Origin of the sequence: Frigoribacterium sp. VKM Ac-2530 (assembly GCF_015350835.1) — a bacterium.
Classification (GTDB): Bacteria; Actinomycetota; Actinomycetes; order Actinomycetales; family Microbacteriaceae; genus Frigoribacterium.
The window spans coordinates 293,909-316,304 of the sequence record NZ_JADKSE010000002.1 but is presented as its reverse complement, the minus strand read 5'-3'; the positions used below and the strand labels follow the sequence as shown (position 1 = coordinate 316,304).

The 22,396-nt window shown below is 73.9% G+C and carries 24 protein-coding genes; 14 read left to right on the top strand and 10 right to left on the bottom strand.

The genetic code is table 11. From position 1 onward, the window contains the following. Nucleotides 1-47 precede the first annotated feature (47 nt). Complete coding sequence (locus ITJ48_RS10390) at nt 48-566, top strand: hypothetical protein (RefSeq protein WP_192041143.1); 519 nt, start codon at nt 48-50, stop codon at nt 564-566. Between the two features lie 98 nt (nt 567-664). On the opposite strand, the gene efeB is transcribed toward ITJ48_RS10390, so the two are convergent. Genes efeB through efeU form a run of 3 tightly spaced genes read right to left on the bottom strand, consistent with a single transcriptional unit; the run spans nt 665 to nt 4,133 of the window. Further along, nucleotides 665-2,014 (bottom strand): iron uptake transporter deferrochelatase/peroxidase subunit, encoded by a 1,350-nt coding sequence (gene efeB / locus ITJ48_RS10385; protein ID WP_194613621.1) that lies wholly within the window; start codon nt 2,012-2,014, stop codon nt 665-667. Between the two features lie 20 nt (nt 2,015-2,034). Next, a complete protein-coding gene (efeO, locus tag ITJ48_RS10380; RefSeq protein WP_194613620.1) occupies nt 2,035-3,228 on the bottom strand; it encodes an iron uptake system protein EfeO in 1,194 nt (397 codons plus the stop codon). Continuing rightward, complete coding sequence (gene efeU, locus ITJ48_RS10375; RefSeq protein ID WP_194613619.1) at nt 3,225-4,133, bottom strand: iron uptake transporter permease EfeU; 909 nt, start codon at nt 4,131-4,133, stop codon at nt 3,225-3,227. The genes efeO and efeU overlap by 4 nt, the downstream gene beginning before the upstream one ends. Nucleotides 4,134-4,267: 134 nt before the next feature. Here efeU and ITJ48_RS10370 point away from each other — a divergent pair, with 134 nt between their 5' ends. Genes ITJ48_RS10370 through ITJ48_RS10355 form a run of 4 tightly spaced genes read left to right on the top strand, consistent with a single transcriptional unit; the run spans nt 4,268 to nt 8,415 of the window. Then, nucleotides 4,268-5,623 carry a PIG-L family deacetylase gene (locus ITJ48_RS10370; RefSeq protein ID WP_194613618.1) on the top strand — a complete coding sequence of 452 codons (1,356 nt, stop codon included), beginning with the start codon at nt 4,268-4,270 and terminating at the stop codon, nt 5,621-5,623. A 39-nt stretch (nt 5,624-5,662) separates the two neighbouring features. Further along, nucleotides 5,663-5,989: a ferredoxin gene (gene fdxA, locus ITJ48_RS10365; protein WP_123548127.1), complete on the top strand. Its 327-nt coding sequence runs from the start codon at nt 5,663-5,665 to the stop codon at nt 5,987-5,989. A gap of 10 nt (nt 5,990-5,999) precedes the next feature. Then, nucleotides 6,000-7,103: a succinyldiaminopimelate transaminase gene (dapC, locus tag ITJ48_RS10360; RefSeq protein ID WP_370544964.1), complete on the top strand. Its 1,104-nt coding sequence runs from the start codon at nt 6,000-6,002 to the stop codon at nt 7,101-7,103. 16 nt (nt 7,104-7,119) lie between these two features. Further along, nucleotides 7,120-8,415: a citrate synthase gene (locus ITJ48_RS10355; RefSeq protein ID WP_123548129.1), complete on the top strand. Its 1,296-nt coding sequence runs from the start codon at nt 7,120-7,122 to the stop codon at nt 8,413-8,415. Nucleotides 8,416-8,508: 93 nt separating this feature from the next. Here ITJ48_RS10355 and dapD read toward each other — a convergent pair whose 3' ends face one another. Beyond that, nucleotides 8,509-9,477, bottom strand: a complete 969-nt coding sequence (gene dapD / locus ITJ48_RS10350) for a 2,3,4,5-tetrahydropyridine-2,6-dicarboxylate N-succinyltransferase (protein WP_194613616.1) — start codon at nt 9,475-9,477, stop codon at nt 8,509-8,511. 71 nt (nt 9,478-9,548) lie between these two features. Between dapD and dapE the strand changes: the two genes are divergently transcribed. The 3 genes from dapE (at nt 9,549) to ITJ48_RS10335 (ending at nt 12,155) form a co-directional block, all read left to right on the top strand. Then, entirely contained in the window at nt 9,549-10,625 is a 1,077-nt protein-coding gene (dapE, locus tag ITJ48_RS10345) for a succinyl-diaminopimelate desuccinylase (protein ID WP_194613615.1), read from the top strand. Continuing rightward, on the top strand, nt 10,610-11,899 hold the full coding sequence (locus ITJ48_RS10340) for a hypothetical protein (RefSeq protein ID WP_370544878.1): 1,290 nt from the start codon (nt 10,610-10,612) through the stop codon (nt 11,897-11,899). Before dapE ends, ITJ48_RS10340 begins: the two co-directional genes overlap by 16 nt. 85 nt (nt 11,900-11,984) lie before the next feature. Continuing rightward, nucleotides 11,985-12,155: a DUF3117 domain-containing protein gene (locus ITJ48_RS10335; RefSeq protein ID WP_123548132.1), complete on the top strand. Its 171-nt coding sequence runs from the start codon at nt 11,985-11,987 to the stop codon at nt 12,153-12,155. Between the two features lie 116 nt (nt 12,156-12,271). Here the strand turns inward: ITJ48_RS10335 and ITJ48_RS10330 are convergent, their stop codons facing one another. Further along, nucleotides 12,272-12,898 carry an O-methyltransferase gene (locus ITJ48_RS10330; RefSeq protein ID WP_166644796.1) on the bottom strand — a complete coding sequence of 209 codons (627 nt, stop codon included), beginning with the start codon at nt 12,896-12,898 and terminating at the stop codon, nt 12,272-12,274. A gap of 68 nt (nt 12,899-12,966) precedes the next feature. On the opposite strand from ITJ48_RS10330, the gene ITJ48_RS10325 reads away from it, so the two are divergent. Then, entirely contained in the window at nt 12,967-13,368 is a 402-nt protein-coding gene (locus tag ITJ48_RS10325) for a Sec-independent protein translocase TatB (RefSeq protein WP_123548342.1), read from the top strand. Nucleotides 13,369-13,414: 46 nt separating this feature from the next. On the opposite strand, the gene ITJ48_RS10320 is transcribed toward ITJ48_RS10325, so the two are convergent. After that, nucleotides 13,415-14,329, bottom strand: coding sequence for a LysR family transcriptional regulator (locus ITJ48_RS10320; RefSeq protein ID WP_123548134.1), 915 nt, complete (start codon nt 14,327-14,329; stop codon nt 13,415-13,417). Nucleotides 14,330-14,572: 243 nt separating this feature from the next. Between ITJ48_RS10320 and ITJ48_RS16445 the strand changes: the two genes are divergently transcribed. After that, a complete protein-coding gene (locus ITJ48_RS16445) occupies nt 14,573-14,695 on the top strand; it encodes a hypothetical protein (RefSeq protein ID WP_255524533.1) in 123 nt (40 codons plus the stop codon). Nucleotides 14,696-14,878: 183 nt separating this feature from the next. On the opposite strand, the gene ITJ48_RS10315 is transcribed toward ITJ48_RS16445, so the two are convergent. Genes ITJ48_RS10315 through ITJ48_RS10305 form a run of 3 tightly spaced genes read right to left on the bottom strand, consistent with a single transcriptional unit; the run spans nt 14,879 to nt 17,898 of the window. After that, nucleotides 14,879-16,045 (bottom strand): Mrp/NBP35 family ATP-binding protein, encoded by a 1,167-nt coding sequence (locus tag ITJ48_RS10315; protein ID WP_370544877.1) that lies wholly within the window; start codon nt 16,043-16,045, stop codon nt 14,879-14,881. Further along, the gene (locus tag ITJ48_RS10310) at nt 16,038-16,580 is read right to left on the bottom strand and encodes a DUF1003 domain-containing protein (RefSeq protein WP_194613614.1); all 543 of its coding nucleotides are present in this window, start codon (nt 16,578-16,580) and stop codon (nt 16,038-16,040) included. The genes ITJ48_RS10315 and ITJ48_RS10310 overlap by 8 nt, the downstream gene beginning before the upstream one ends. Further along, a complete protein-coding gene (locus ITJ48_RS10305; RefSeq protein ID WP_194613613.1) occupies nt 16,567-17,898 on the bottom strand; it encodes a magnesium transporter MgtE N-terminal domain-containing protein in 1,332 nt (443 codons plus the stop codon). The genes ITJ48_RS10310 and ITJ48_RS10305 overlap by 14 nt, the downstream gene beginning before the upstream one ends. Before the next feature lie 71 nt (nt 17,899-17,969). Here ITJ48_RS10305 and ITJ48_RS10300 point away from each other — a divergent pair, with 71 nt between their 5' ends. After that, on the top strand, nt 17,970-18,467 hold the full coding sequence (locus ITJ48_RS10300; RefSeq protein ID WP_194613612.1) for a general stress protein: 498 nt from the start codon (nt 17,970-17,972) through the stop codon (nt 18,465-18,467). 62 nt (nt 18,468-18,529) lie between these two features. On the opposite strand, the gene ITJ48_RS10295 is transcribed toward ITJ48_RS10300, so the two are convergent. Then, nucleotides 18,530-19,675, bottom strand: coding sequence for a hypothetical protein (locus ITJ48_RS10295; RefSeq protein ID WP_194613611.1), 1,146 nt, complete (start codon nt 19,673-19,675; stop codon nt 18,530-18,532). A gap of 227 nt (nt 19,676-19,902) precedes the next feature. Between ITJ48_RS10295 and ITJ48_RS10290 the strand changes: the two genes are divergently transcribed. The 3 genes from ITJ48_RS10290 (at nt 19,903) to ITJ48_RS10280 (ending at nt 22,310) form a co-directional block, all read left to right on the top strand. Beyond that, entirely contained in the window at nt 19,903-20,520 is a 618-nt protein-coding gene (locus tag ITJ48_RS10290; protein ID WP_194613610.1) for a hypothetical protein, read from the top strand. Between the two features lie 114 nt (nt 20,521-20,634). Further along, nucleotides 20,635-21,444, top strand: a complete 810-nt coding sequence (locus tag ITJ48_RS10285) for a YcnI family protein (RefSeq protein ID WP_194613609.1) — start codon at nt 20,635-20,637, stop codon at nt 21,442-21,444. After that, on the top strand, nt 21,441-22,310 hold the full coding sequence (locus ITJ48_RS10280; RefSeq protein ID WP_370544876.1) for a copper resistance protein CopC: 870 nt from the start codon (nt 21,441-21,443) through the stop codon (nt 22,308-22,310). The genes ITJ48_RS10285 and ITJ48_RS10280 overlap by 4 nt, the downstream gene beginning before the upstream one ends. The last annotated feature ends 86 nt before the right edge of the window (nt 22,311-22,396 follow it).

Sequence of the window (22,396 nt, the reverse complement as noted above, 5' to 3'; positions counted from 1 at the left end):
CGCACGTTCCACGGCTCCGCACAGCGGCGGGCGCTACGGTCGTCGCCGTGACCACGCTGACCCGCACTCCCCGCACCCGTCTCGTCCGCTCCGCCTCCGCCCTGCTGCTGGCCGGCGGGGTCGTCGTCGGCCTGACCGCCTGCGGCGACGGCTCGATGGTCGACAACATCGTGGGCAGCGCCGTCGACCAGGGCGTCGAGAGCGTGCGCGGCACCGTCGAGGACGCGGTGGGCGACGTGCTCGGCGGCGCGAGCGTGTCGACCGACGGCACCCTGCCCGAGTCGTTCCCGGCCGACGTGCCCCTGCTCGACGGGACGGTCCGCGGCGGGGGAGCGGGCCCCGAGGGCACCGGCTGGGTCGCCCAGCTCACCGTCGGCAGCCTCGACGACTTCGCCACGGCCCAGACCCAGCTCGAGGGCGCCGGCTACACGGCGAGCGGGGTGAACGTCGACGGCGACACCGCCCTCGGCACGTTCACGGGAGCCACGTACCGCGTGCTGTTGACGCTCACGACGCAGTCCTCGGACGGCGCGGTCGTCGCGACCTACGTCGTCACGCCCGTCTAGCCCGTCCCGCCCGTCCGGGTCGACACGCCCGTCCAGGGTCGCGACGCCGACCAGGCCCTCCGAGACGGCCCGCCGAGCCCTCCCGCAGGAGGCGCGCCTCAGCCCAGCAGGGTCTCGCCGACCCAGCCGCCCTGGCTCGCCCCCGGCGGCACGGCGAAGATGCCCGAGCCGACGTGCTTGAGGTACTCGTTCATCCGGTCGTTCCGCGCGAGCGCCGTCTGGATCGGCACGAACTGGCGTCGGGGGTCCCGCTGGAACGCGATGAAGAAGAGCCCGGCGTCGAGCCGCCCGAGCGAGTCGTTGCCGTCGACGAAGTTGTAGCCGCGGCGCAGCAGGGTCGCCCCGCCGTTCTGGTCGGGGTGGGCGAGCGCCACGTGCGAGTCCACGGCGATGGCCGGTCCCGAGCCGTCGGCGGCCACGGCCGAGAAGTCGGGGGCCGTGAACTCCGAGCCGCCCGACAGCGGCGCGCCCTCGCCCTTGTCGCGGCCGACGACCGTCTGCTGCTCGGCGAGCGAGGCGTGGTCCCAGGTCTCGATGGTCATGCGGATCTTGCGCGCGACGAGGTACGAGCCGCCGTCCATCCAGCCGGCGCCGTCGCTGCCGGCGGCCCAGACGCCCTCCTCGACGGCGGCGCCGTCCTCGGCGCGCACGTTCGCCGTGCCGTCCTTGAACCCGAACAGGTTGCGCGGCGTCGACTGGCCCCGCGTCGTGGACGACGTGCGGCCGAAGCCGAGCTGCGACCAGCGCAGCGAGGCCCGGCCGAAGGCGATCCGCGACAGGTTGCGCACGGCGTGGACGGCGACCTGCGGGTCGTCGCTGCAGGCCTGGACGCACAGGTCCCCGCCGGTCAGCGCCGCCTCGAGCTGGTCGCCCGAGAAGTGGGGCAGGTCGACGAGGGCGGCGGGTCGCTGCGAGGCGATGCCGTAGCGGTCGGCGCCGGTCGCGTCCGTGAACAGGGTCGGGCCGAAGCCGATCGTGATCGTGAGCCCGGCGGCGGGCAGCCCCGTCGCCTCCCCGGTGTCGTCCGGCGGCGCGAGGGGCGAGCCCCCGGTCGCGCCCGTCTCGCTGACGTCGAGCCCCTGGGTCAGGCGGGCGGCGGCCGCGCTCCAGTCCTGCAGCAGCTCGACGAGGTCGCGCCGGGTGGTGCCGGCGGCCATGTCGAACGAGGCGAAGTGCAGCCGGTCCTGGGCCGCGGTCGTGATGCCCGACTGGTGGCGGCCGGCGAAGGGGTAGCGGGCCGCGGCGCCGGAGGTGCCCGACGCGTGGGCCTGCAGGGCCTGGTCGCCGCCGACCCCGACCCCGACGCCGAGGGCGCCCGCGCCGACGCCCGTGCCGATCAGGCCCAGCAGTCCGCGGCGCGAGAGCCCGCGTGCCGGGGCACCCGGACCAGCGGACCCGCCGGCCGCAGCGCCCTCGCTCGTCGCGCCCCGCGCCTCCTCGTCCGTCATCGTCCGCCCTCGCGCACCCGTCAGCCGACCAGCGTCGAGGTGAGCTCGCTGAGGGGCTCGCTCAGGGCGTTGACCGCGTCGCTGAGCTTCTTCTTGTCGGCGTCGGTCAGCTCCGTGTACGAGGGATAGCCGGCCTCGAGGCTGCCGTAGGACGAGAGGAGGTCCTCGAGGGCGGAGAGGCGCGAGTCGATGCGGTCGACGAGCTCCGGGTCCTTGTCGGCGACGATGTCGCGCACGCCCTCGTAGGCGACGCGGGCGCCCTCGAGGTTGCCCTGGAAGTCCCAGAGGTCGGTGTGCGACCAGATCTCCTCCTCGCCGGTGATCTTGCCGGTGGCGACCTCGTCCATCAGGCCGACGGCGCCGTTGCTGATCGTGTCGATGCTGATCGAGAACCCGCTCGCCGTCACGGCCGACTGCAGCTCGGCCGTGTCCGCGGTGAGGAGGCCGGCGAAGCGAGTGCGCTCGTCCGGGGTGAGGGGCGTGTAGGCCTCGCCGCCGTTCTCGTCCGCGGTCGGCTGCCAGAGGTCCTTCTCGATCCGGTGCCAGCCGGTCCACTCGGTGCCGGGCTCGACGTCCGCCTCGCGGAAGTCGATCTTCGGGTCGAGGTCGCCGAACGACTCGGCGACGGGCTCGATGCGTTCGTAGTACGCGCGGGCAGTCGGGTAGAGGCTGCGTGCCAGGTCGTCGTCGCCGGTCGTGTACGCGTCGAGGAACGCCTGGGTCGCGGGGACGAGCTGGCCGACCTGGTCCTTCACGTAGCCGAGGTACGCGGCGGCCGCGGCGTCGACCTGCTCCTTCTCGGTGCCCACGGGGGTCACGTCGGCGCCCGAGTCGGTCACGGTGAACGGGGCGCGGACGCCCTCGCCGACGAGGCCGGGGATGCACGCCGTGACGTAGTCGCCGGGCTGCACGGCGACGGTCATCGAGGCGCTGGTGCCCGGACCGATGTTCTCCTTCTCGCTGATGATGCGCAGGCCGTCGGAGGCGAGCAGCTCGAACTCGGTGTTGTCGTCGCCCGTGTTCGTCACGGTGAACGTGACGGGGCCGCTCGGCGCCGTGGTGGCCGAGAGCGCGCACGCGTCGGCGTTCCCGTCGACCGTGACGACGGTCGCGCCGGCAGTGGCGGCGCCGCCGGGGGAGTTCGCGACGCAGCCGGTCAGGGCGAGCGCGACGAGCGCCGCGCCGGAGACGAGGGCGAGGGGGCGAGGGGTCATCGTGGTGCTCCTGCGGTCGTGCGGGTGGTGGGACGGTCGGTGGGGGAGTCGCTCGCGGAGGCAGCCCCGGCGGAGGCGGTGGTCCCGCTGGCCGGACGGGGCGCGCGGCCACGGGTGGCGCGCGCGAAGAGCGGGACGACGACGGCGAGGTAGGCGAGCCAGACGCCCGCCTGGAGCCAGCTCGGCGTCGGGGTGAAGTTGACGAGGCCCTGCAGCAGGGTGCCCCACCAGCTGGTCGGGGGCACGGCGGCGCTGACGTCGAAGGCGAGGGAGGTGCGGCCCGGCAGCACGCCCGCCTCCTGCAGGTCTCCCACCCCGTAGGCGAGCACCCCGGCCGCGACGAGCACGAGCAGGTACCCGGTGACCGTGAAGAAGCGGCGCAGGTCGAGGCGGACGACCCCGCGGTAGATCGCGACCTCGATCGCGACGGCCGTGAGGATGCCGAGCAGGGCGCCCACGACGGGCGCCTCGCCGCCTCCGGTCGACTGCACCGTCGCCCAGACGAACAGGGCGGTCTCGATGCCCTCGCGCCCGACCGACAGGAAGGCGAGCGCGACGACCGCCCAGGCCCCGCCGGCGATCGCGCGGTCGAGGCTCGACTCGAGCTCGCCGCGCATGCTGCGCGCCGTCCTGGCCATCCAGAAGACCATCCAGGTGACGAACCCGACGGCGACGACCGAGAGGCCGCCGCCGATGATCTCCTGGGCCTGGAACGTCAGGCCGTACGCGCCGAAGGTGAGCACGGCGCCGAGGCCGAGCGAGAGGACGACGGCGGCGGCGACGCCGAGCCAGAGACGGGGGAGGACGTCCCGGCGGCCGAGCTTGACGACGGCGGCGACGAGGATGCCCACGACGAGGGCGGCCTCGAGGCCCTCGCGGAGTCCGATGAGGTAGTTGGCGAGCACGGGCGACGGCTTTCGAGAGGAGGGCGTGCGGCGGTGGGGTGACCGCGACCGGTCCGGTCAGTTTGGTTAGGCTAACCTCACCAGCTTCCCGGGCCGGACCGACCATAGTGCGGGGCGGCATATCCTGTCCAGTGATGACGTACTTCGGCTCCGCCTCCGATGCCCGCCAGGGCGATGCCCGCCCCGGCCAGCCCTCCGCCCTGCGGGCCGAGCGGGTCCTCTTCGTGCACGCGCACCCGGACGACGAGACGATCGCGACGGGCGGCACGATCGCCGCCCTCGTCGACGCCGGCGCCGAGGTGACGATCGTCACCTGCACCCGCGGCGAGCTCGGCGAGGTCATGCCCGACGACCTGGCCCGGCTCCGCGGTGACGAAGCCGCCCTCGCCGCGCACCGCGAGGGCGAGATCGCGGAGGCGATGCGCGACCTCGGCGTCCGCGACCACCGGTTCCTCGGCGATCCCGAGGCGCGCACCCACGGGCTGCCGGCGCGGGTGTACCGCGACAGCGGCATGGTCTGGCGGTCGGACGGCGTGGCCGGCCCGACCCCCGACCTGCACGGCGCCGCCTTCTGCGCGGCCGAGTTCGGCGAGATCGTGTCCGACCTGCAGGCCGTGGTCGAGTCCGTGCGGCCGACGGCGATCGTCAGCTACGACGAGGACGGCGGCTACCACCACCCCGACCACGTCCGGGCCAACCGGGCCGCCGTGCGCGTCGCGCGCCTGGCCGAGGTGCCCTTCTTCGCCGTCGTCGCGGGCGCGGAACAGGCCACGGGTGCCGAGGCCGAGGCGCTCGCCGCCGACGACTCGGTCCGCACGGTCGACGTCCGCGCCTCGACCGCACGCCGCCTGGCCGCCCTGCGCCGCTACCGGACGCAGGTCGAGGTCGTCGACCTGCCCCGGGGCGCGGCGGGGATCCTCTTCCCCCACGGCGCGGTCCAGCACCTGGGCACGAGCGAGTCGTTCCGCTTCGTGCCGGAGCCCGACTCCCGGGCGTCCGGCCCCGCCGGCGCCTCCGAGTTCGCCGACATGAGCACCGGCGGCCGCGTGGCGACCACGGGGCTCGCCCTCGCCGCGGGGGCCGTCTTCGGAGCCCTCGGCACGGTCGCCCACCAGGGCACCGTCACCGTCGCCGGCGCGCCGATCTGGTCCGGCCTCGTGCTGTCGCTGGTGATGGCCGCGGCGCTGCTGGCCGGCATGCGCCTCCTCTTCGGCTCCCGCGTCGTCGCGGTCGCGGTCGCGCTCGGCCTGCTCGGCGCAGCCGCGCTGCTGTCCCAGCCGGGTGCGGGCGGCTCGGCGCTCGTGCCGGCGAACGGCCCCGGCTACGCGTGGACCTTCGGGCCCCTGCTGATCGCGATGGTCGTGATCGCCTGGCCGACCCTGCCGCCGCGGGGCGCCGGGCCCGACGCCGGGTCGACCGCTGCTTCGTCGACCGCGTCCGACTCCGTGCCGACCGCCTCCTCCGCCGGCACCCAGCCGACGGCGCGCTAGGCTGGACCCTCTGCCCGAGGTGAAGGGAACCCCCCGAACGTGACGTATGTGATCGCACTGCCCTGTGTGGATGTCAAAGACCGTGCCTGCATCGACGAGTGCCCCGTCGACTGCATCTACGAGGGCGAACGCTCGCTCTACATCCACCCCGACGAATGCGTCGACTGCGGCGCCTGCGAGCCCGTCTGCCCCGTCGAGGCGATCTACTACGAGGACGACCTGCCCGACAAGTGGGCCGAGTACTACAAGGCCAACGTCGAGTTCTTCGACGAGATCGGCTCGCCCGGCGGCGCGGCGAAGGTCGGGGTCATCGCGGGGGACCACCCCGTGATCTCCGCCCTGCCCCCGCAGGGCGCGCAGGCCTAGGCCCCGGTCGATCGTGGCGCTGTCGCTGCCCGACTTCCCCTGGGACTCGCTCGCGGCGGCGGCCGCCGTCGCCCGTCGGCACGAGGGCGGCATGGTCGACCTCTCGGTCGGCTCGCCCGTCGACCCGACTCCCGAGGTCGTCGCCCGGGCCCTCTCGGCCGCGACCGACGCCCACGCCTACCCGCAGGTCGCCGGCACCCCCGCGCTGCGGGCGGCCGTCGCCGAGTGGTACGAGCGCAGGAGGGGCGTGTCCGGCCTGCACGACGGGAACGTCCTGCCCACCATCGGCTCCAAGGAGCTCATCGCGGGCATGGCGCTCTGGCTCGGCCTCGGCCCGGGCGACACCGTCGTGCACCCGGTCGCCGCCTACCCGACCTACGCGCTCGGCGCGGCGCTCGTGGGCGCCGACGTGCTGGCCAGCGACGACCCCGCCGAGTGGCCGGAGTCGACCCGGCTGATCTGGGTGAACAGCCCCGGCAACCCGGACGGCGCCGTCCTCGACCACGAGCACCTGCGGGCGGTCGTGGCGCGCGGCCGAGAGCTCGGCGCCGTCGTCGCCGGCGACGAGTGCTACGCCGAGCTCGGCTGGGAGGGCGAGTGGGCCGACAGCCCGACGCCCTGCATCCTCGACCCGCGGGTCGTCGGTGACGACCTGCGCGGCGTCGTCAGCGTCTACTCCCTCAGCAAGCAGTCGAACCTCGCCGGCTACCGGGCCGGCTTCGTCGCCGGCTGCGACCACGTGATCGGCCAGCTCCTGGCCGTGCGCAAGCACGCCGGCCTCATGCCGCCCGCCCCGGTGCAGGAGGCGATGCGCGCAGCCCTCGGCGACGAGGCTCACGTGCGTGAGCAGAAGGAGCGCTACCGCGCCCGTCGAGCGGCCCTGGCCCCCGCCCTCGAGGCCGCGGGGTTCCGCATCGACCACAGCGAGGCCGGGCTCTACCTCTGGGCCACCCGCGACGAGGACTGCTGGACGAGCGTCGACTGGTTCGCCGAACGCGGCGTGCTCGTCGCGCCCGGCAGCTTCTACGGCGTCGACGGCGGGCGCCACGTGCGGGTCGCCCTCACGACCACCGACGAGCGGATCGCCGCGGCCGTGGAGCGCCTCCAGGGCTGACCGCTAGGGTGACAGGGTGACTGATCCTGCCAACGACGCCCAGAAGGCCACGCTGCAGTTCCCGGGGGGGACGGCCGAGTTCCCGATCGTGCCGAGCACCCAGGGTGCCTCGTCGATCGACATCTCGAGCTTCACCAAGCAGACCGGCTACACGACCCTCGACACGGGGTTCGTGAACACGTCCGCGACCCGTTCGAAGATCACCTACATCGACGGTGACGAGGGGATCCTGCGTTACCGCGGCTACCCGATCGAGCAGGTGGCCGAGAACTCGACCTACCTCGAGACCGCGTGGCTGCTCATCTACGGCGAGCTGCCCACCGCCGACGAGCTGGCCGACTTCGACGCCCGCATCCGCCGCCACACCCTGCTGCACGAAGACCTCCGCCGCTTCTTCGACGCACTGCCGCACAACGCGCACCCCATGTCCGTGCTCTCGAGCGCGGTGGGCGCCCTCGGCACCTTCTACGAGGGGTCGATGAGCGTCAGCGACCCTGCCCAGGTCGAGCTGCAGACCATCCGCCTGCTCGCGAAGCTGCCGGTCATCGCGGCCTACGCGCACAAGAAGAGCCTCGGCCAGGCGTTCCTCTATCCCGACAACTCGCTCAGCTTCGTCGACAACTTCCTCAAGCTGAACTTCGGCACGATGGCCGAGCCGTACGAGGTGAACCCGGTGCTGTCGAAGGCTCTGGAGCGCCTCCTCATCCTGCACGAGGACCACGAGCAGAACGCGTCGACGTCGACGGTCCGCCTCGTCGGCTCGACGCAGGCGAACATGTTCTCGTCCATCTCGGCCGGCATCAGCGCGCTCTACGGCCCGCTGCACGGCGGTGCGAACGAGGCCGTGCTCACGATGCTCGCCGAGATCCGCGACAGCGGCCAGGGCGTCGAGCGCTTCGTCGAGCGGGTCAAGAACAAGGAAGACGGCGTCAAGCTCATGGGCTTCGGCCACCGGGTCTACAAGAACTTCGACCCCCGCGCCCGCCTCGTGAAGGAGAGCGCCACCGAGGTGCTCGCTGCCCTCGGCGTCAAGGACGACCTGCTCGACATCGCGATGGAGCTCGAGGACATCGCCCTCGCCGACGACTACTTCGTCGAGCGCAAGCTCTACCCCAACGTCGACTTCTACACCGGCGTGATCTACAAGGCGATGGGCTTCCCGCCGCGCATGTTCACGGTGCTGTTCGCCATCGGCCGCCTGCCCGGCTGGATCGCCCACTGGCGCGAGATGAACCAGGATCCCGCGACCAAGATCGGCCGCCCGCAGCAGCTCTACCTGGGCGAGACCCAGCGCGACTGGCCTCAGCGCTAGCCGCGGCACCGGCAGCGCAGACGGGCGAGTCCGTCGTGACCGGGCGTCGACGACGACCCGGGGACGACGGACTCGCCCGTCCTGTCGTCGCGGCTACGCGTGCAGCTGCGAGTTGAGCGTGATGCCGTGGCCCTTGCGCGGCAGCACCTCGACGGCGCCGGTCACCGAGTTGCGGCGGAACAGCAGCCCCGGGCGGCCCGAGAGCTCGACGGCCTTGACCGTCTGCTGCTTGCCGTCGTTCGTCGGCGTGCCTCCGACGACGACGACCTTGGTGCCCGCCGTGACGTAGAGGCCGGCCTCGACGACGGTGTCGTCGCCGATCGCGATGCCGATGCCGGCGTTGGCGCCGAGCAGCGCGCGCTCGCCGATGGTGATGCGCTGGGTGCCGCCTCCCGACAGGGTCCCCATGATGGAGGCGCCGCCTCCGATGTCCGACCCGTCGCCGACGACGACGCCCTGCGAGATGCGGCCCTCGACCATCGACGCGCCGAGCGTGCCCGCGTTGAAGTTGACGAAGCCCTCGTGCATCACGGTGGTGCCGGGCGAGAGGTGGGCGCCGAGGCGCACCCGCGAGGCGTCGGCGATGCGCACGCGGTCGGGGGTGACGTAGTCGAGCATCCGCGGGAACTTGTCGATGCCCGTGGTCGCGATCCCGGCGCGCTGCAGCGACGGACGGAGACGGGTGAAGTCGTCGGGGTGCACCGGTCCGGCGTTGGTCCAGACGACGATGGGCAGGTGGCCGAAGACGCCGTCGAGGTCGATGGTGTTCGGCGCGACGAGCAGGTGGCTCAGGAGGTGCAGCCGCAGGTAGGCGTCGGGGGTGGACGCCGGAGGCGTGGCGAGCTCGATCTCGACGGTCACCGGGACGAGGTCGACGCCTCGACGGGCGTCGGGCCCGGCGGCGTCCGCGATCTCGGCGGGCACGAGGGCCGGGTCGCGGTCGGCGGGCAGCCGGCCGAGCGACGGCGCGGGGAACCAGGTGTCGAGCGTGCTGCCGTCGCGGGCGACGGTGGCGAGCCCGTACCCGTGGGCGTGGGTGGCGGCGGGGGTGTCCGTGGTCATGCCCTCGATCGTAGGGCGGCGGGGAGGCGCCGCCCGGCGACCTGCCGGGCACCGGCCCTACACTCGGGTCCATGCCGCCCTTCGACCTGAGCGTGTCCGCCGTCGACGTCACCCGCCAGCTCTGCGACGTCGAGTCCGTCTCCGGGGACGAGCAGGCGGTGGCCGACTCGATCTGGCAGACCCTCGAGGGGCACGACCACCTCACCCTGTTCCGCGACGGTGACGCGATCGTCGCCCGGACCGAGCTCGGCCGCGCCAGCCGCGTGGTCATCGCCGGGCACATCGACACCGTGCCGCTGAACGACAACCTGCCGACCCGGTTCGAGACCGACGACGACGGGGTCGAGTACCTGTGGGGCCGCGGCACCGTCGACATGAAGGCCGGCAGCGCCGTCCACCTCCGCCTCGCGGTCGAGCTCACGGAGCCCGTGGTCGACGTCACGTGGGTCTGGTACGACCACGAAGAGGTGTCCGACGCCCTCAACGGGCTGGGGCGGCTCGCACGGCTGCACCCGCACCTCCTCGAGGCCGACTTCGCCATCCTCGGGGAGCCGACCCGCAGCGAGGTCGAGGGCGGCTGCAACGGCAACCTGCGGGCGGAGATCCGCACCTTCGGTGCCCGGTCGCACAGCGCGCGCTCGTGGGTGGGCTCGAACGCCATCCACGCGGCCGCCCCGATCCTGGACGTGCTGGCGGCGTACGAGGCGCGCGAGGTCGAGGTCGACGGGCTCGTCTACCGCGAGGGGCTCAACGCCGTCGGGATCACGGGGGGCGTGGCCGGCAACGTCATCCCCGACGAGTGCATGGTGCACGTCAACTACCGCTTCGCGCCGAGCCGCAGCGCGGACGAGGCCGTCGCGCACGTCCGCGAGTTGTTCGCCGGCTTCGACGTGACGATCGTCGACCTCGCCCCGGGTGCCCGCCCCGGGCTCGACGCCCCGCTGGCCCGCCGGTTCCTCGAGGCAGTCGGCGGCGAGGCGAAGCCGAAGTACGGCTGGACCGACGTCGCCCGCTTCTCGGCCCTCGGCGTGCCCGCGGTCAACTACGGCCCCGGCGACCCGCTGCTGGCCCACCACGACGACGAGCGGGTGCCGGTCCAGCAGATCCTCGACAACGAGCGCGGACTGCGGGCGTGGCTGACGGCCTGACCACGCGGCCGTCCCCGGCGCCGTCGGCCCGTCCGTCGTCGACCCGTCCGGTGTCGTCGACCCGTCCGGCGTCACGTGCCTCCGACGCGCGCCGCTGGCTGACCGTCCGCGGGCGGCTGCTGCCGTGGTGGGCCCGCGTGCTCGGCGTCTTCGTCCTGTCGCGCATCGTGAGCACGGCGTTGCTCGTCAGCTTCGCGCAGCGCCAGGGCGCCAACGCCTGGACGCTGGCGAGCCCGGACTACGCGAGCTTCGCCAGCATCTGGGACGGCCACTGGTACTACATCATCGCGGCCGTGGGGTACCCGTCGACGCTGCCGCTCACCGAGACGGGCCATGTCGCCGAGAACGCGTGGGCGTTCATGCCGGCCTACCCGTTCCTCGTGCGCGGTCTGATGGAGCTGACCGGCGCCTCCTTCGCGACCCTGGCCGTGGTCGTGTCGACCGTCTTCGCGGGCGGCACGGCGCTGCTCTTCTACAAGCTCCTCCGACGCGTGCTGCCCGAGGGCACGGCGCTCTTCGGCGTGGTGCTGTTCTGCGCCTCGCCGCTGTCGCCCCTGCTGCAGGTCGCCTACGCCGAGTCGATGTTCCTCTTCCTGCTCTGTGCGGCCCTGCTGCTGCTCCTGCAGCGGCGCTACGTGGCGATGCTGCCGGTGGTGCTGGTCATGTCGTTCACGCGACCGGGCGCCCTGCCGCTGGCCCTCGCGCTCGGCCTGCACACGATCTGGCGCTGGTGGCGTCGACGCGACGACCCGTTCCCCGGCCGCGAGATGCTCGCCGCGGGAACCGCCACGGTGGCGACGGCGGTCTTCGGGGTCGGCTGGCTGCTCGTCGCCGGACTCGTCACCGGCAGGCTCGACGCGTACACCGAGACGGAGCTCGCCTGGCGCTCGGCGTACATCGGCTACGGCCCGCTCGTGCCGTTCACGCCCTGGATCGAGGGGGCGAACTGGTGGTTCCCGGGTGGTCTGGGGGTGGCTCTGCTGGTGATCTCGGTGATCGCCCTCGCGGTGCTCCTGCTGGGCCCGTGGGGACGACGACTCGGCGTCGACCTCCGGCTCTGGAGCCTCGCCTACGCGCTCTACCTGCTCGCCGTGTTCTTCCCGCAGTCGAGCACCTGGCGCCTGCTGATGCCGCTGTTCCCGCTGCTCGGCGTGCTCGCCATGCCACGCTCGAGGGTCTGGCGGATCGGGATCGTGCTGCTCGCCGTGGCGGGCCAGTGGCTCTGGATCGACTGGTGCTGGTGGGTGGACGGGTACGACTGGACGCCCCCGTGAGCCGGGTGACGCCTCCTCTTGTTTAGGTGTCAGCCGCAGAATCACAGATAATGGGATCTGAATCTTCGCGAAAGGGGACTATCTGATGGCAGCCATGAAGCCGAGGACCGGCGACGGGCCTATGGAGGCCGTGAAGGAGGGCCGTCTCATCATCGTGCGCGTTCCGCTCGAAGGTGGCGGCCGCCTCGTGGTGTCGGTCAACGACGACGAAGCACGAGAGCTCCACGACGCGCTGGCGAACGTCGTCGGCGACTAGGCACGACCTCCCGCATCACCCTCGACGCCCCGTCGGCTCCAGGCCGGCGGGGCGTCGGCGTGCGTGCGGACGCCGTGCGGCGTGCGTGCGGACGCCCTGCGCCGGGCTCGGGCCCGTCAGCGCTTGACGAGCTGGAGGAGGCCGTCGCCGGCCGTCGACAGCGAGCTGATCACGGCGGGCGAGGTCGAGACCTCGGTGAGCAGGGTGCGGAACCCCGTCGTCGTCGCGTCGCGCCTCGCCGGGTTGGCGACCGCACCGTGCCACAGCGCGTGCGCGACGAGCACGAGGCCGCCGGGGCGGGCCATCCGGAGCCCGTGCTCGACGTACTCGATGACGGATCCGGGGTCGGCGTCGACGAAGACGACGTCGTAGCTGTTCTCGTTCATGCGCGGCAGCACCTCCGCGGCCCGGCCGGTGATCAGGCGCACCCGGGCGGCGGGCACGCCGCCGCGCAGGTAGGCGTCGCGCGCCGCCTGCTGGTGCTCGATCTCACGGTCGATGGAGGTGAGGGTCGCGTCGGGCGCACCGGCGAGCAGCCAGAGGCCGCTGACGCCGACCCCGGTGCCGATCTCGATGATGCTGCGGGCCCGCGACGAGGCGGTGGCGACGGCCAGCTGCGCGCCGACGGCGGGGGAGACGGCCTCGACCCCGACCTCGAGCGAGTGCTGCCGAGCCTCGGCCAGCGGTCCGCTCTCCGTCACGAGTTCTTCCGCGAACTTCCAGCTCGATTCGATCTGCGACACACTCACTCCTCGGTGCCCAAGCCTAGGGGCTGGCTATCGGGGGCAGACGTTAGTCTGCATGCGTGTCCCTGTTCGGTCTGACGTTCGACAAGCTCCTGGTGATCGGCGTGCTCGCCGTCTTCCTCCTCGGCCCCGAGCGCCTGCCCGGCTACGCCTCGAAGCTGGCCCAGCTCGTCCGCAGCCTGCGCGACATGGCGAACGGCGCGAAGGCCCGCATGCGCGACGAGATGGGGCCCGAGTTCGACGAGGTCGAGTGGCAGAAGCTCGACCCGCGGCAGTACGACCCGCGGCGCATCATCCGCGACGCCCTCCTCGACGCCCCCGAGGCCGCCACCAAGCCCGTGTCGGGCGCGATGGCCCCGGCCACGGCGGCTGCCGTGTCGGTCGGGCTCCCCGGCGGCGGCCCACGGCCGGCGCCCGAGCCGCTGGCCGTCGGCGAGGTCCCCCCGTGGGACGCCGAGGCGACCTAGCCCTGCCCCGCCGCCGGTCGCGCGCCTCCGCGCACACGGCACCCCGTCAGACCCCGCCGTGCAGCGCGGCGACCCGCGAGGCCTCCGCGCGCAGGGCGTCGACGACGCGGCGGACGGAGGGCCGCTCTGCGCGGTCGCGGCGCATCAGCACCGAGACGTAGCGGACGGCACGGATGCTCTCGAGGGGCAGCAGGACCATGTCGTCCCGCGCCTCCTTCGCGGTGAACCGCGGCAGCACGGCGATGCCGAGGCCGGCGCCCACCAGCGACTCGGTCACCTTGGTGTCGCTGAAGCGCTGGGCGACGCGCACGGGGCTGCCCGTGACGCGCTCGATCTCGCGGTAGACCCACTCGAACGGGAAGTCGGTGGGGACCCCGATCCAGGTCTCGCCCTCGAGGTCGCCCGGCGAGAGCGAGGCCCGTCCCGCGAGTCGGTGGTCGGCCGGCAGGGCCACGTCGAGGGGCTCCGTGAGCAGCGGGACCGTGACGAGCCCGCGCCCGCGCCAGGCGCGCCCGTCGGGGGAGTGCGCGACGACGACGTCGTGGTCGGCGGCGAGGTCGGCGAACTCGAGGATCGACGGGTCGTGGTCGGTCGCCACGACCGTGAGCCCCGGCGTCTCGGCGATGGTCCGGAGCAGGCCCGGCAGCAGCATCTGCCCGCCGGTGGGGAAGGTCGCGAGGGTGACCTCGCCCTGGGGCGTCGCCACGAAGTCGGCCCAGACGGCCTGGGCGCGCTCGAGGGCCACGGCCACGTCGGTGGCGGTCTGGGCGAGGACACGGCCCGAGCCCGTCAGGACGACCCCTCGGCCGACCCGCTCGGTCAGGGCGACCCCGGCCTCCTTCTCGAGCACCTTCAGCTGCTGCGAGACGGCTGACGGGGTGCGGTGCGTCGCCTTGGCGACGGCGGCGATGCTGCCCCGCTCGGCGAGTTCACGGAGCAGTTCGAGCCTCTTGACGTCCATGTAGTGATTCTACGGTGTCACGGTAGAAAAGCATGGTTGTGCTTCCCTTTGTGAGGGCGCACACTTGACCTTGTCATCAGAGGGACCCCATGCCCTCTCCGCTCGGTCGACCTGGTCCCGAGCATCCGCAACGAGGCTGACCGACCGCCTACGAGACCCGTCGTCGTGCCCTGCACGACCTGGTCCAGGAGGCGGTCGATCGTCCTGCCCACACCGCGCGACAGCGCAGACAAAGAGAAGAACATGTTCATCGGAATCATCGTCCTGGCCGTCGCCGCGAGCATCGGCATCGTCGGATCCGTCGTCGCGGTCGCCCGTGACGGCTACCACGCCATCCCGACCCGCACCTTCACGCGCTGGTCCTAGTCGACTCGTCGTCGCCTCCCCGCGTCACCGGTCCGTGCTGGAACCGATGACGTGCTGGCGGGCCGGTCGCGTCTCCTCCTGAGCGCGACCGTCCGCGAGAGACGATCAGACGAGACACCCGAGAGGCCCCCGTGCACCTGCACGGGGGCCTCTCGTGCGCCCGGATGTCGTCCGCCGACGCCGTCAGCTGACGCTGAGGCCCAGCCGGCGGCCGACGAGGCTGCGCGGGCGCACGGCGAGCGTGCCCGCGAGCGCGTCGATGACCCGCGCCGCGGGGTCGTCGGGCGCCGCGACGACGACGGGCGCGCCCAGGTCGCCGCCCTCGCGCAGCCCGAGGCTCAGCGGCACGCTGGCGAGCAGCGGCACGTCGGCCTCCTGCCCGGCCGAGAGGCGGCGCGCGGTCTCGGCGCCGCCTCCGGTGCCGAACAGCTCGAGCACGGTGCCGTCGGGCTGAGCGAGCCCCGCCATGTTCTCGACCACCCCGAGGAGGCGCTGGCCGGTCTGGCGGGCCACGACGCCGCTGCGCTCGGCGACGTCGGCCGCCGCGGGCTGCGGCGTCGTCACGACCAGCACCTCGGCGTGGGGCAGCAGCTGCCCGACCGAGATCGCGACGTCGCCCGTGCCGGGCGGCAGGTCGAGCAGCAGCACGTCGAGGTCGCCGAAGAACACGTCCGTGAGGAACTGCTGGATGGTGCGGTGCAGCATCGGTCCGCGCCAGGCCACCGCGACGGACGAGTCGTCGACGAACATGCCGATCGAGATCACCTTCACCCCGTGGGCCACGGGCGGCAGGATCATGTCGTCGACCTGCGTGGGCTTGACGGCGGCGCCGTCCGGGCCGACCAGGCCGAGCAGGCCCGGGATGCTGAAGCCGTAGACGTCGGCGTCGACGATGCCGACCGACAGGCCGCGGGCCGCGAGGGCGACGGCGAGGTTGGCGGTCAGGGTCGACTTGCCCACGCCTCCCTTGCCGCTGGTGACCGCGATGACGCGGGTGAGCGAGTCGGGCCCGAACTGCTGCACGCGGGCCCCTCGGCCGGCTCGGAGCTTCTCGGTGAGCGCGTGCCGCTCCTCCTTCGTCATGACGGTGACGTCGACCGTCACGTCCGTGACGCCGTCGACCGAGGCCGTCGCGGCCCGCACGTCGCGCTCGATCGTGTCGGCGGCGGGGCAGCCCACGATGGTCAGCTTGACCGAGACCGTCGCCGCGCCCGCCTCGTCGACCGACACGTCGCCGATCATGTCCAGCTCGGTGACCGGTCGGCGGATCTCGGGGTCGAGCACCGATCCCAGCGCCGTCCGCACCCGAGCGGCGGCGGTGCCTGCGTCTGCGGCAGCGGTGTCAGCCACGGGGCGCGTCGTCCGTCGCGGCCGCCGCGGCCGCCTCCTCGTCCCGACGGTCCATCTCGTCGAGCAGCCCCCTCAGCTCGGCCCGGATGAAGTCCTTGCTGGCCATGTCGCGGATCGCGATCCGCAGGGCCACGACCTCGCGGGCGAGGTACTCGGTGTCGGCGAGGTTGCGCTCGGCCCGCTGGCGGTCCTGCTCGAACTGGACGCGGTCGCGGTCGTCCTGGCGGTTCTGCGCGAGGAGGATGAGGGGCGCGGCGTACGAGGCCTGCAGCGACAGGATCAGCGTCAGCGCCGTGAAGCCGATCGCGGCGCTGTCGAAGCGGATCGAGTCGGGCGCCGTCGTGTTGTAGACCATCCACAGCACGCAGAACGCCGTCAGGGCGATCAGGAACTGCGGCGTGCCCATGGCGCGGGCGATCGCCTCCGTGGCGCGGCCGAAGCGGTCGCGCCCGGCACGGCGCCGCCCCGGCAGCACCCGGGTGCGGAGCCCCTTGGGCGAGTCGAGTCGGACCGTGCTCCGGTTATCGCGTGCCACCGGTTGTCCTCCTCGGGGTCGTCGTCGGCGTCGTGGTCAGGGGGGCGCGGCGGGCACGCGCCCGGGAGCGGCTGAGCGGTCTGTCCTGGTCGTTGCTGCGCCAGTCGTCGGGCAGCACGTGGTCCAGGACGTCGTCGATGGTCACCACCCCGACGAGGCGGTGGGCGGCGTCGACGACGGGCACGCTGACGAGGTTGTACGTCGCCATGACCCGCGTCACCTCGAGGGCCGTCGCGTCGACGCGGACCGGTTCGAGCTGCTGGTCGAGCAGCGTGCCGAGGCGCTCGTTGGGCGGGTAGCGGAGCATGCGCTGGAAGTGCACCATGCCGAGGAAGCGCCCGGTCGGCGGCTCGTACGGCGGCAGCGTGACGCAGACGGCGGCCCCGAGCGCCGGCGCCAGCTCGTGGCGCCGGATCAGGGCGAGGCCCTCGGCCACCGTGGCGTCGGCCGAGACGATCACCGGCTCGGTGGTCATCAGGCCGCCGGCGGTGTCGGCGTCGTAGCTGAGCAGCATGCGGACGTCGTCCGCCTCCTCGGGCTCCATCAGCTGGAGCAGCTGCTCCTTGCGCTCGTCGCCGAGCTGGGACATGAGGTCGGCGGCGTCGTCGGGCTGCATCTGGTCGAGCACGCCCGCGGCGCGCTGGTCGTCGAGCTGGGAGAAGATCTCGACCTGCTCGTCCTCCGGCAGCTCCTCGAGCACGTCGGCCAGGCGGTCGTCGGACAGCTCGGAGGCCACCTCGAGGCGGCGCTCGGGGGTCAGGTCGAGCAGGGTGTTGGCGAGGTCGGCGGGCACGAGGTCGGAGTAGGCGGCGATGAGGTGCTCGGCGCTCTGGGCCTCGCCGGTCTCGGTCTCCTCGACGACCTCGTCCCACGTGGCGAACGCGGTGGGGCCCTTGCCGAAGGGCGACGGCGTGGTCTTCGGGCGGCGCAGGAACAGCTGCCCGATCTCCCAGTCGCCCTCGCTGACCTCGTCGATCGCGACGTCCTCGACGACGGCTCGGCCGCCGTCCCGGCGCAGGGAGACGCGGCGGCCGAGCATCTCGGCGATGACGCGGGTCTCGCCGCCGCGCTGCTCGAAGCGACGCAGGGTGATCGTGCCGCTCGTGATGATCTGCCCCGAGCCGATGCTCGTGACGCGGCCGATGCTGACGAAGACGCGGCGCTTGCCGGGCACCTCGACGATCAGGCCGACGACCCGAGGCGGGTCCTCACGGCGGTAGACGACGAGGACGTCCCTCACCTTGCCGACCTTGTCGCCGGCGGGGTCGAAGACGGAGCACCCGGCGAGACGGGCGACGAAGACTCTGGTGGCGCTCACGCCTCCAAGTTAGTCGCTCAGCCCGACCGCGCCGCGTGCTGCCGTCCATGCCGACGTGTTTCACTGCTCTCATGACGAACCCGAGCCCGTGGGGCCGCCGAGCGCCGAGCATCCCGACCCTGCCCCGCGGCGACGTCCTCGGGACGTACGCCAGCTACCCCGAGGCGCAGGCCGTCGTCGAGCGCCTGTCGCACGCCGACTTCCCCATCAAGCAGCTCGCCATCATCGGGAACGAGCTCACCACGGTCGAGCGGGTCACCGGTCGGCTGACCTACGGCCGCGCGGCGCTGGCCGGCGCCGTCACCGGCCTCTGGATCGGCGTCTTCTTCGGGGCCGTCATGCTCCTCTTCTCGCCTGACACCGCCTCCGTCACGACGATCCTCGCGGCGTCGCTGATCGGCGCCGGCTTCGGCATGCTCTACGGCCTCGCCAGCTTCGCGATCAGCCGGCGCCGCCGCGACTTCACCTCGACCCACCAGGTGCTCGCCCGCAGCTACCAGATCGTCGTCGACCCGGAGCTCACCCACCGCGCGCAGCAGATCCTGGCGGGGCCGACGCCCGGGCGCTGAGGCACCGCCCGGCCTCCGGAGACGTGCCCGGCCCGTCCAGCCGGCCCGTCCAGCCCGGCGGCTCAGCCGCGCAGCGGGCCCGCGAGCTCCTCGGGGAAGGGCCTCGCGCCTCCGTCGCTCGTCAGCATCCGCCCGCAGCCGTCCAGCTCGGCGGTGAGCAGCGGGTCCGACGGCAGGGAGGCGCCCGCCGCGTGGTCGGGGAGCGTCACGAACGACGTCGCGGTCGCGTCGCACTGCTCGAGCCCTGGCGTCGACGGCTGCCCCGCGGCGAGCACCAGCCGGGAGCCGACGCCGTCGGCGAGCGGCACGACCCGCGCGAACGTCCCGCTCGTGACCGACTTCGAGATCGTCCCCGGCGCCGCCGCGGACCCTGACCCGGCGCCGGTGCCGAACGGGCTGTCGGTGGGCGCCGCGGGCTCGGGGAGGGGCGGGTCGACCGCGTACACGCAGGCGCGGTCGAGGTCGGCCGGGTCGGGCAGCGCAGGAGGTGCCATCGGCTGGGCGGGGACAGCCGGCACCGTCGTCGTGCCGGCCGCGTCGTCGGTCACGACGTCGTCGGGCTCCAGGCCCTCGATCCTGGTCGTGGTCCCGACGCCGAGCATCCAGGGCAGGGAGGCCTGCATGCTGCAGCCGGCGTCGAGCGCCGCCCGGCTCTGGACCAGCGAGACGCGGACGAGCCGCTCCTCCTCGACGGAGAGCGCGTCGAGCACGTCGTGCGTGCCGGGCAGCGTCTTCCCGCACGGGGTCACCGGCCAGGCCGCGCGCATCGACCGTCCGTCGGCCGAGGTCAGCCAGAGGTCGGGCACGATCTCCATGTCGGCGGTGCACACGCCCGAGCCGCCGGTCTCGTCGGGCACGGCGAGGGCGGCCAGCAGCCGGTCGAGGTCGTCCGTCCAGGTCGTCTCGAGGCGTGCGGACCAGCGGCCGTCGGGGTCGTCGACGCTGTCCGTCGTCCAGGCGCACCGCACGGCGGAGACCGGCGTGAAGCCGTCCGGCACCGACCCGGCCAGCGGAGGCGGCGGGGCCGACGGCGCGGCACCCGGCTCGGGCACGACCCAGGCGTCGGTGCTGAGCGCGCAGTCGGGGGGACCCTCGACGACCTCGGCCACCGGCCGCGGCGGCGCCGTGGTGTCGAAGGCGCAGCCCGCCGTGGCCAGCAGCACGACGAGCACCGCCCCGGTCGTCGTGGTCGTGCTCAGCCGCCCCATGGGGCGAGCGTAGGAGGCACCCGACCCGTCGTGCGGGATCGTTGCCGACCCGTGACCCCGCTGTCCCGCAGCGGCGACGGCGGCTGCAGCGGCAGCCCTCGCCTTCCTCCGCGCCGCCACCGGCGGGAGAGGTCGCTCGGCGTCGACGGACCTGTCCCGTCCCGGCCCGTGGCCGACCCCGGCCGCCGGTAAACTGGCTCGACCGTCCCCGACCCCGAGAGAGCGCCATGGCCCCGAGATGGACGCGGTTCGTCCGCGGCTGGCTGACCGCCGGCTTCTCCGTCGTCGTCGCCGCCTTCTCGCACGTCGCGGGCGGCGGCGCCGAGCCCGGCACGCTCGGGGTGGTGCTCGCGCTCGCCTTCTCGGTGCCCCTCTGCATCGCGTTGACCGGCCGCCGGGCCTCGCTGCTCCGGCTCGCCGTGTCGGTCGCCGCCAGCCAGCTCGCGTTCCACCTCCTGTTCTCGCTGGGCGCCGCCGCCGGCTCCGGCGCCTCGTCCGTGGGCGGGCACCACTCGCCCCTGGTCGTCACGGCCGGCGCGTCCGACGTGCTCGCCGCGCCCGGCGGGCACCACATGGCCATGGCCGGCGGGCTGATGTGGGCCGCGCACGCGGCCGCCGCGCTCGTCACCGCGGTCGGGCTGCGCTGGGGCGCCCACTGCCTCGAGCGCCTGGCTCTGGTGGCCATCCACGGCCTCGCCCGCGTCCGTCGCGCTCTCTCCGGGGCCGTGCCGCCCGTGAGCACGGGCCCGCGCCTCCGTCCCGTCCTCGCCCTGCCGGGGCGGCGTGCGCCGCCCCTCCGGGCGATCGGCGCGAGGCCCCTCCGCGGTCCGCCCCTGCCCGTCTGACCACCGCTCCGACGTCGACTCCCGACGCCGGTGCCCGGCCCGCCGTCCGCTCGACGACGAGGCCCGGACCAGACGACACCGGCCGCCGCCGCGCGGCCAGACAGGACCACCACCATGACCACCACCCGCTCCTCCTCGCGTCCGGCCGCCGCCGCGCGCGTCGCCGCAGCCCTCGGCGCCGCGGCACTGCTCACGCTCGCCGCCCCCCTGGCGGCGTCGGCGCACGTGCGCGTCAACCCGGCCCAGGTCGACCCCGGCTCGTACGCCACCCTCACGTTCAAGGTGCCGACCGAGTCGGCCACGGCCGGGACGGTAGGCCTCACCGTCGACCTCCCGACCGACACGCCCTTCACGTCGGTCACCTACCAGCCGCTGCCCGGCTGGACGACGGTCGTCACCACGAGCACCCTCCCCGAGCCCGTCGAGCTCGACGGCGCGACCGTGACGGAGGCGCCCACCGAGGTCACCTGGACGGCCGACCCCGGCACCCAGGTCGGCCCGGGGGAGTTCCAGCAGTTCGTCATCTCCGCAGGAGCAGTGCCCGAGACCGGGTCGATCACGTTGCCCGCCCACCAGACCTACTCGGACGGCTCGGTCGTCGACTGGGCGGACGAGACTCCGGCCTCGGGCGAGGAGCCGGAGTTCCCGGCCCCGGTGCTGTACGTCGAGGACGCCCCGCCCGCCGACGAGCACGGCGGGCACGACATGTCGGGCGGCGCTGACGGCGCCGCCGTCGCCGCGGGCGACGACTCGTCCTCCGGCGACGCCGGCTCCGCCTCGGACTCGGTCGCCGTGGGCCTCGGCATCGGCGGTCTCGCGCTCGGCGCCGTGGCGCTCGTCGTGAGCGTCGTGGCGCTGACCCGACGACCCCGTGCCGCGGGTGCGACCCGACCCGGCACGGACGCGACCGGGGAGCGCCGGTGATCCGCGCCTCCTCGACCGTGACCGGTCGCGCGCCGGCCGGCCGGCGACCGTCCCGTGCCGCCCTCGTCGTCGGCGTCCTGGGCGTCGGGGCGGCGGGGCTGCTCGCGCTCGCACCGGTCTCGTCCGCCTCCGCGCACGACTACGTCGTGAGCAGCACGCCCGCCGAGGGCAGCACGCAGACCGTCGAGCTGACCGAGGCGTCCATCACCTTCAACGACGTGATCCTCGACCTGTCGGGCACCGGCTCGTCGAACGTGCTCGAGGTGACCGACGCCTCCGGGCGGCACTTCGAGGACGGCTGCTCGGCCACCGGCGGGGCCACCCTCAGCACCGGGGTCGCGCTCGGCGCGGCGGGCGACTACACGATGACGTACCAGGCGGTCTCGGCCGACGGCCACACCGTGTCGGCGTCGCTGCCCTTCACCTGGGCGCCGCCCGCCGGGGCGAGCGTCGCCGAGGGCGCGGCCGCCCGGCCCGCCTGCGACTCCTCGGACGAGGGCGCGGGCGGGGACGCTGCGGGCCAGCCCGCGGCCTCGGAGGAGCCGGGAGGCGCGGAGTCGACGGGCGCCGCGGCCCCGTCGGCCTCGGCCGACCCGACCGACGTCGCCACCGGCGAGGCCCTCGCCCAGAGCGCCGACCCGGACGAGTCGAACCTCGGCCTCGTCGTGGGCATCGGGATCGGCATCGTCGTGCTGGCCCTCGTGGCCGTGGTCGTCGTGCTCGTGACGAGCCGGCGACGCGGCGACGACCTGGCCGGTCCCGCCGGCGAGGTCGACCGCGCGGACGGGGCGGACCGTGCGGACGGGGTGGACGTCGCAGGACGCGCTGACGGCCCGGAGTCGGGGCCCGGCACCGGACGCGACTGACGCAGCTGCCCGGCACGCGCCTCCTGCGAGGCTCGTGCTCCGAGCACACGAGAGCCCCGGCCCCCTGAGGGGACCGGGGCTCTTCC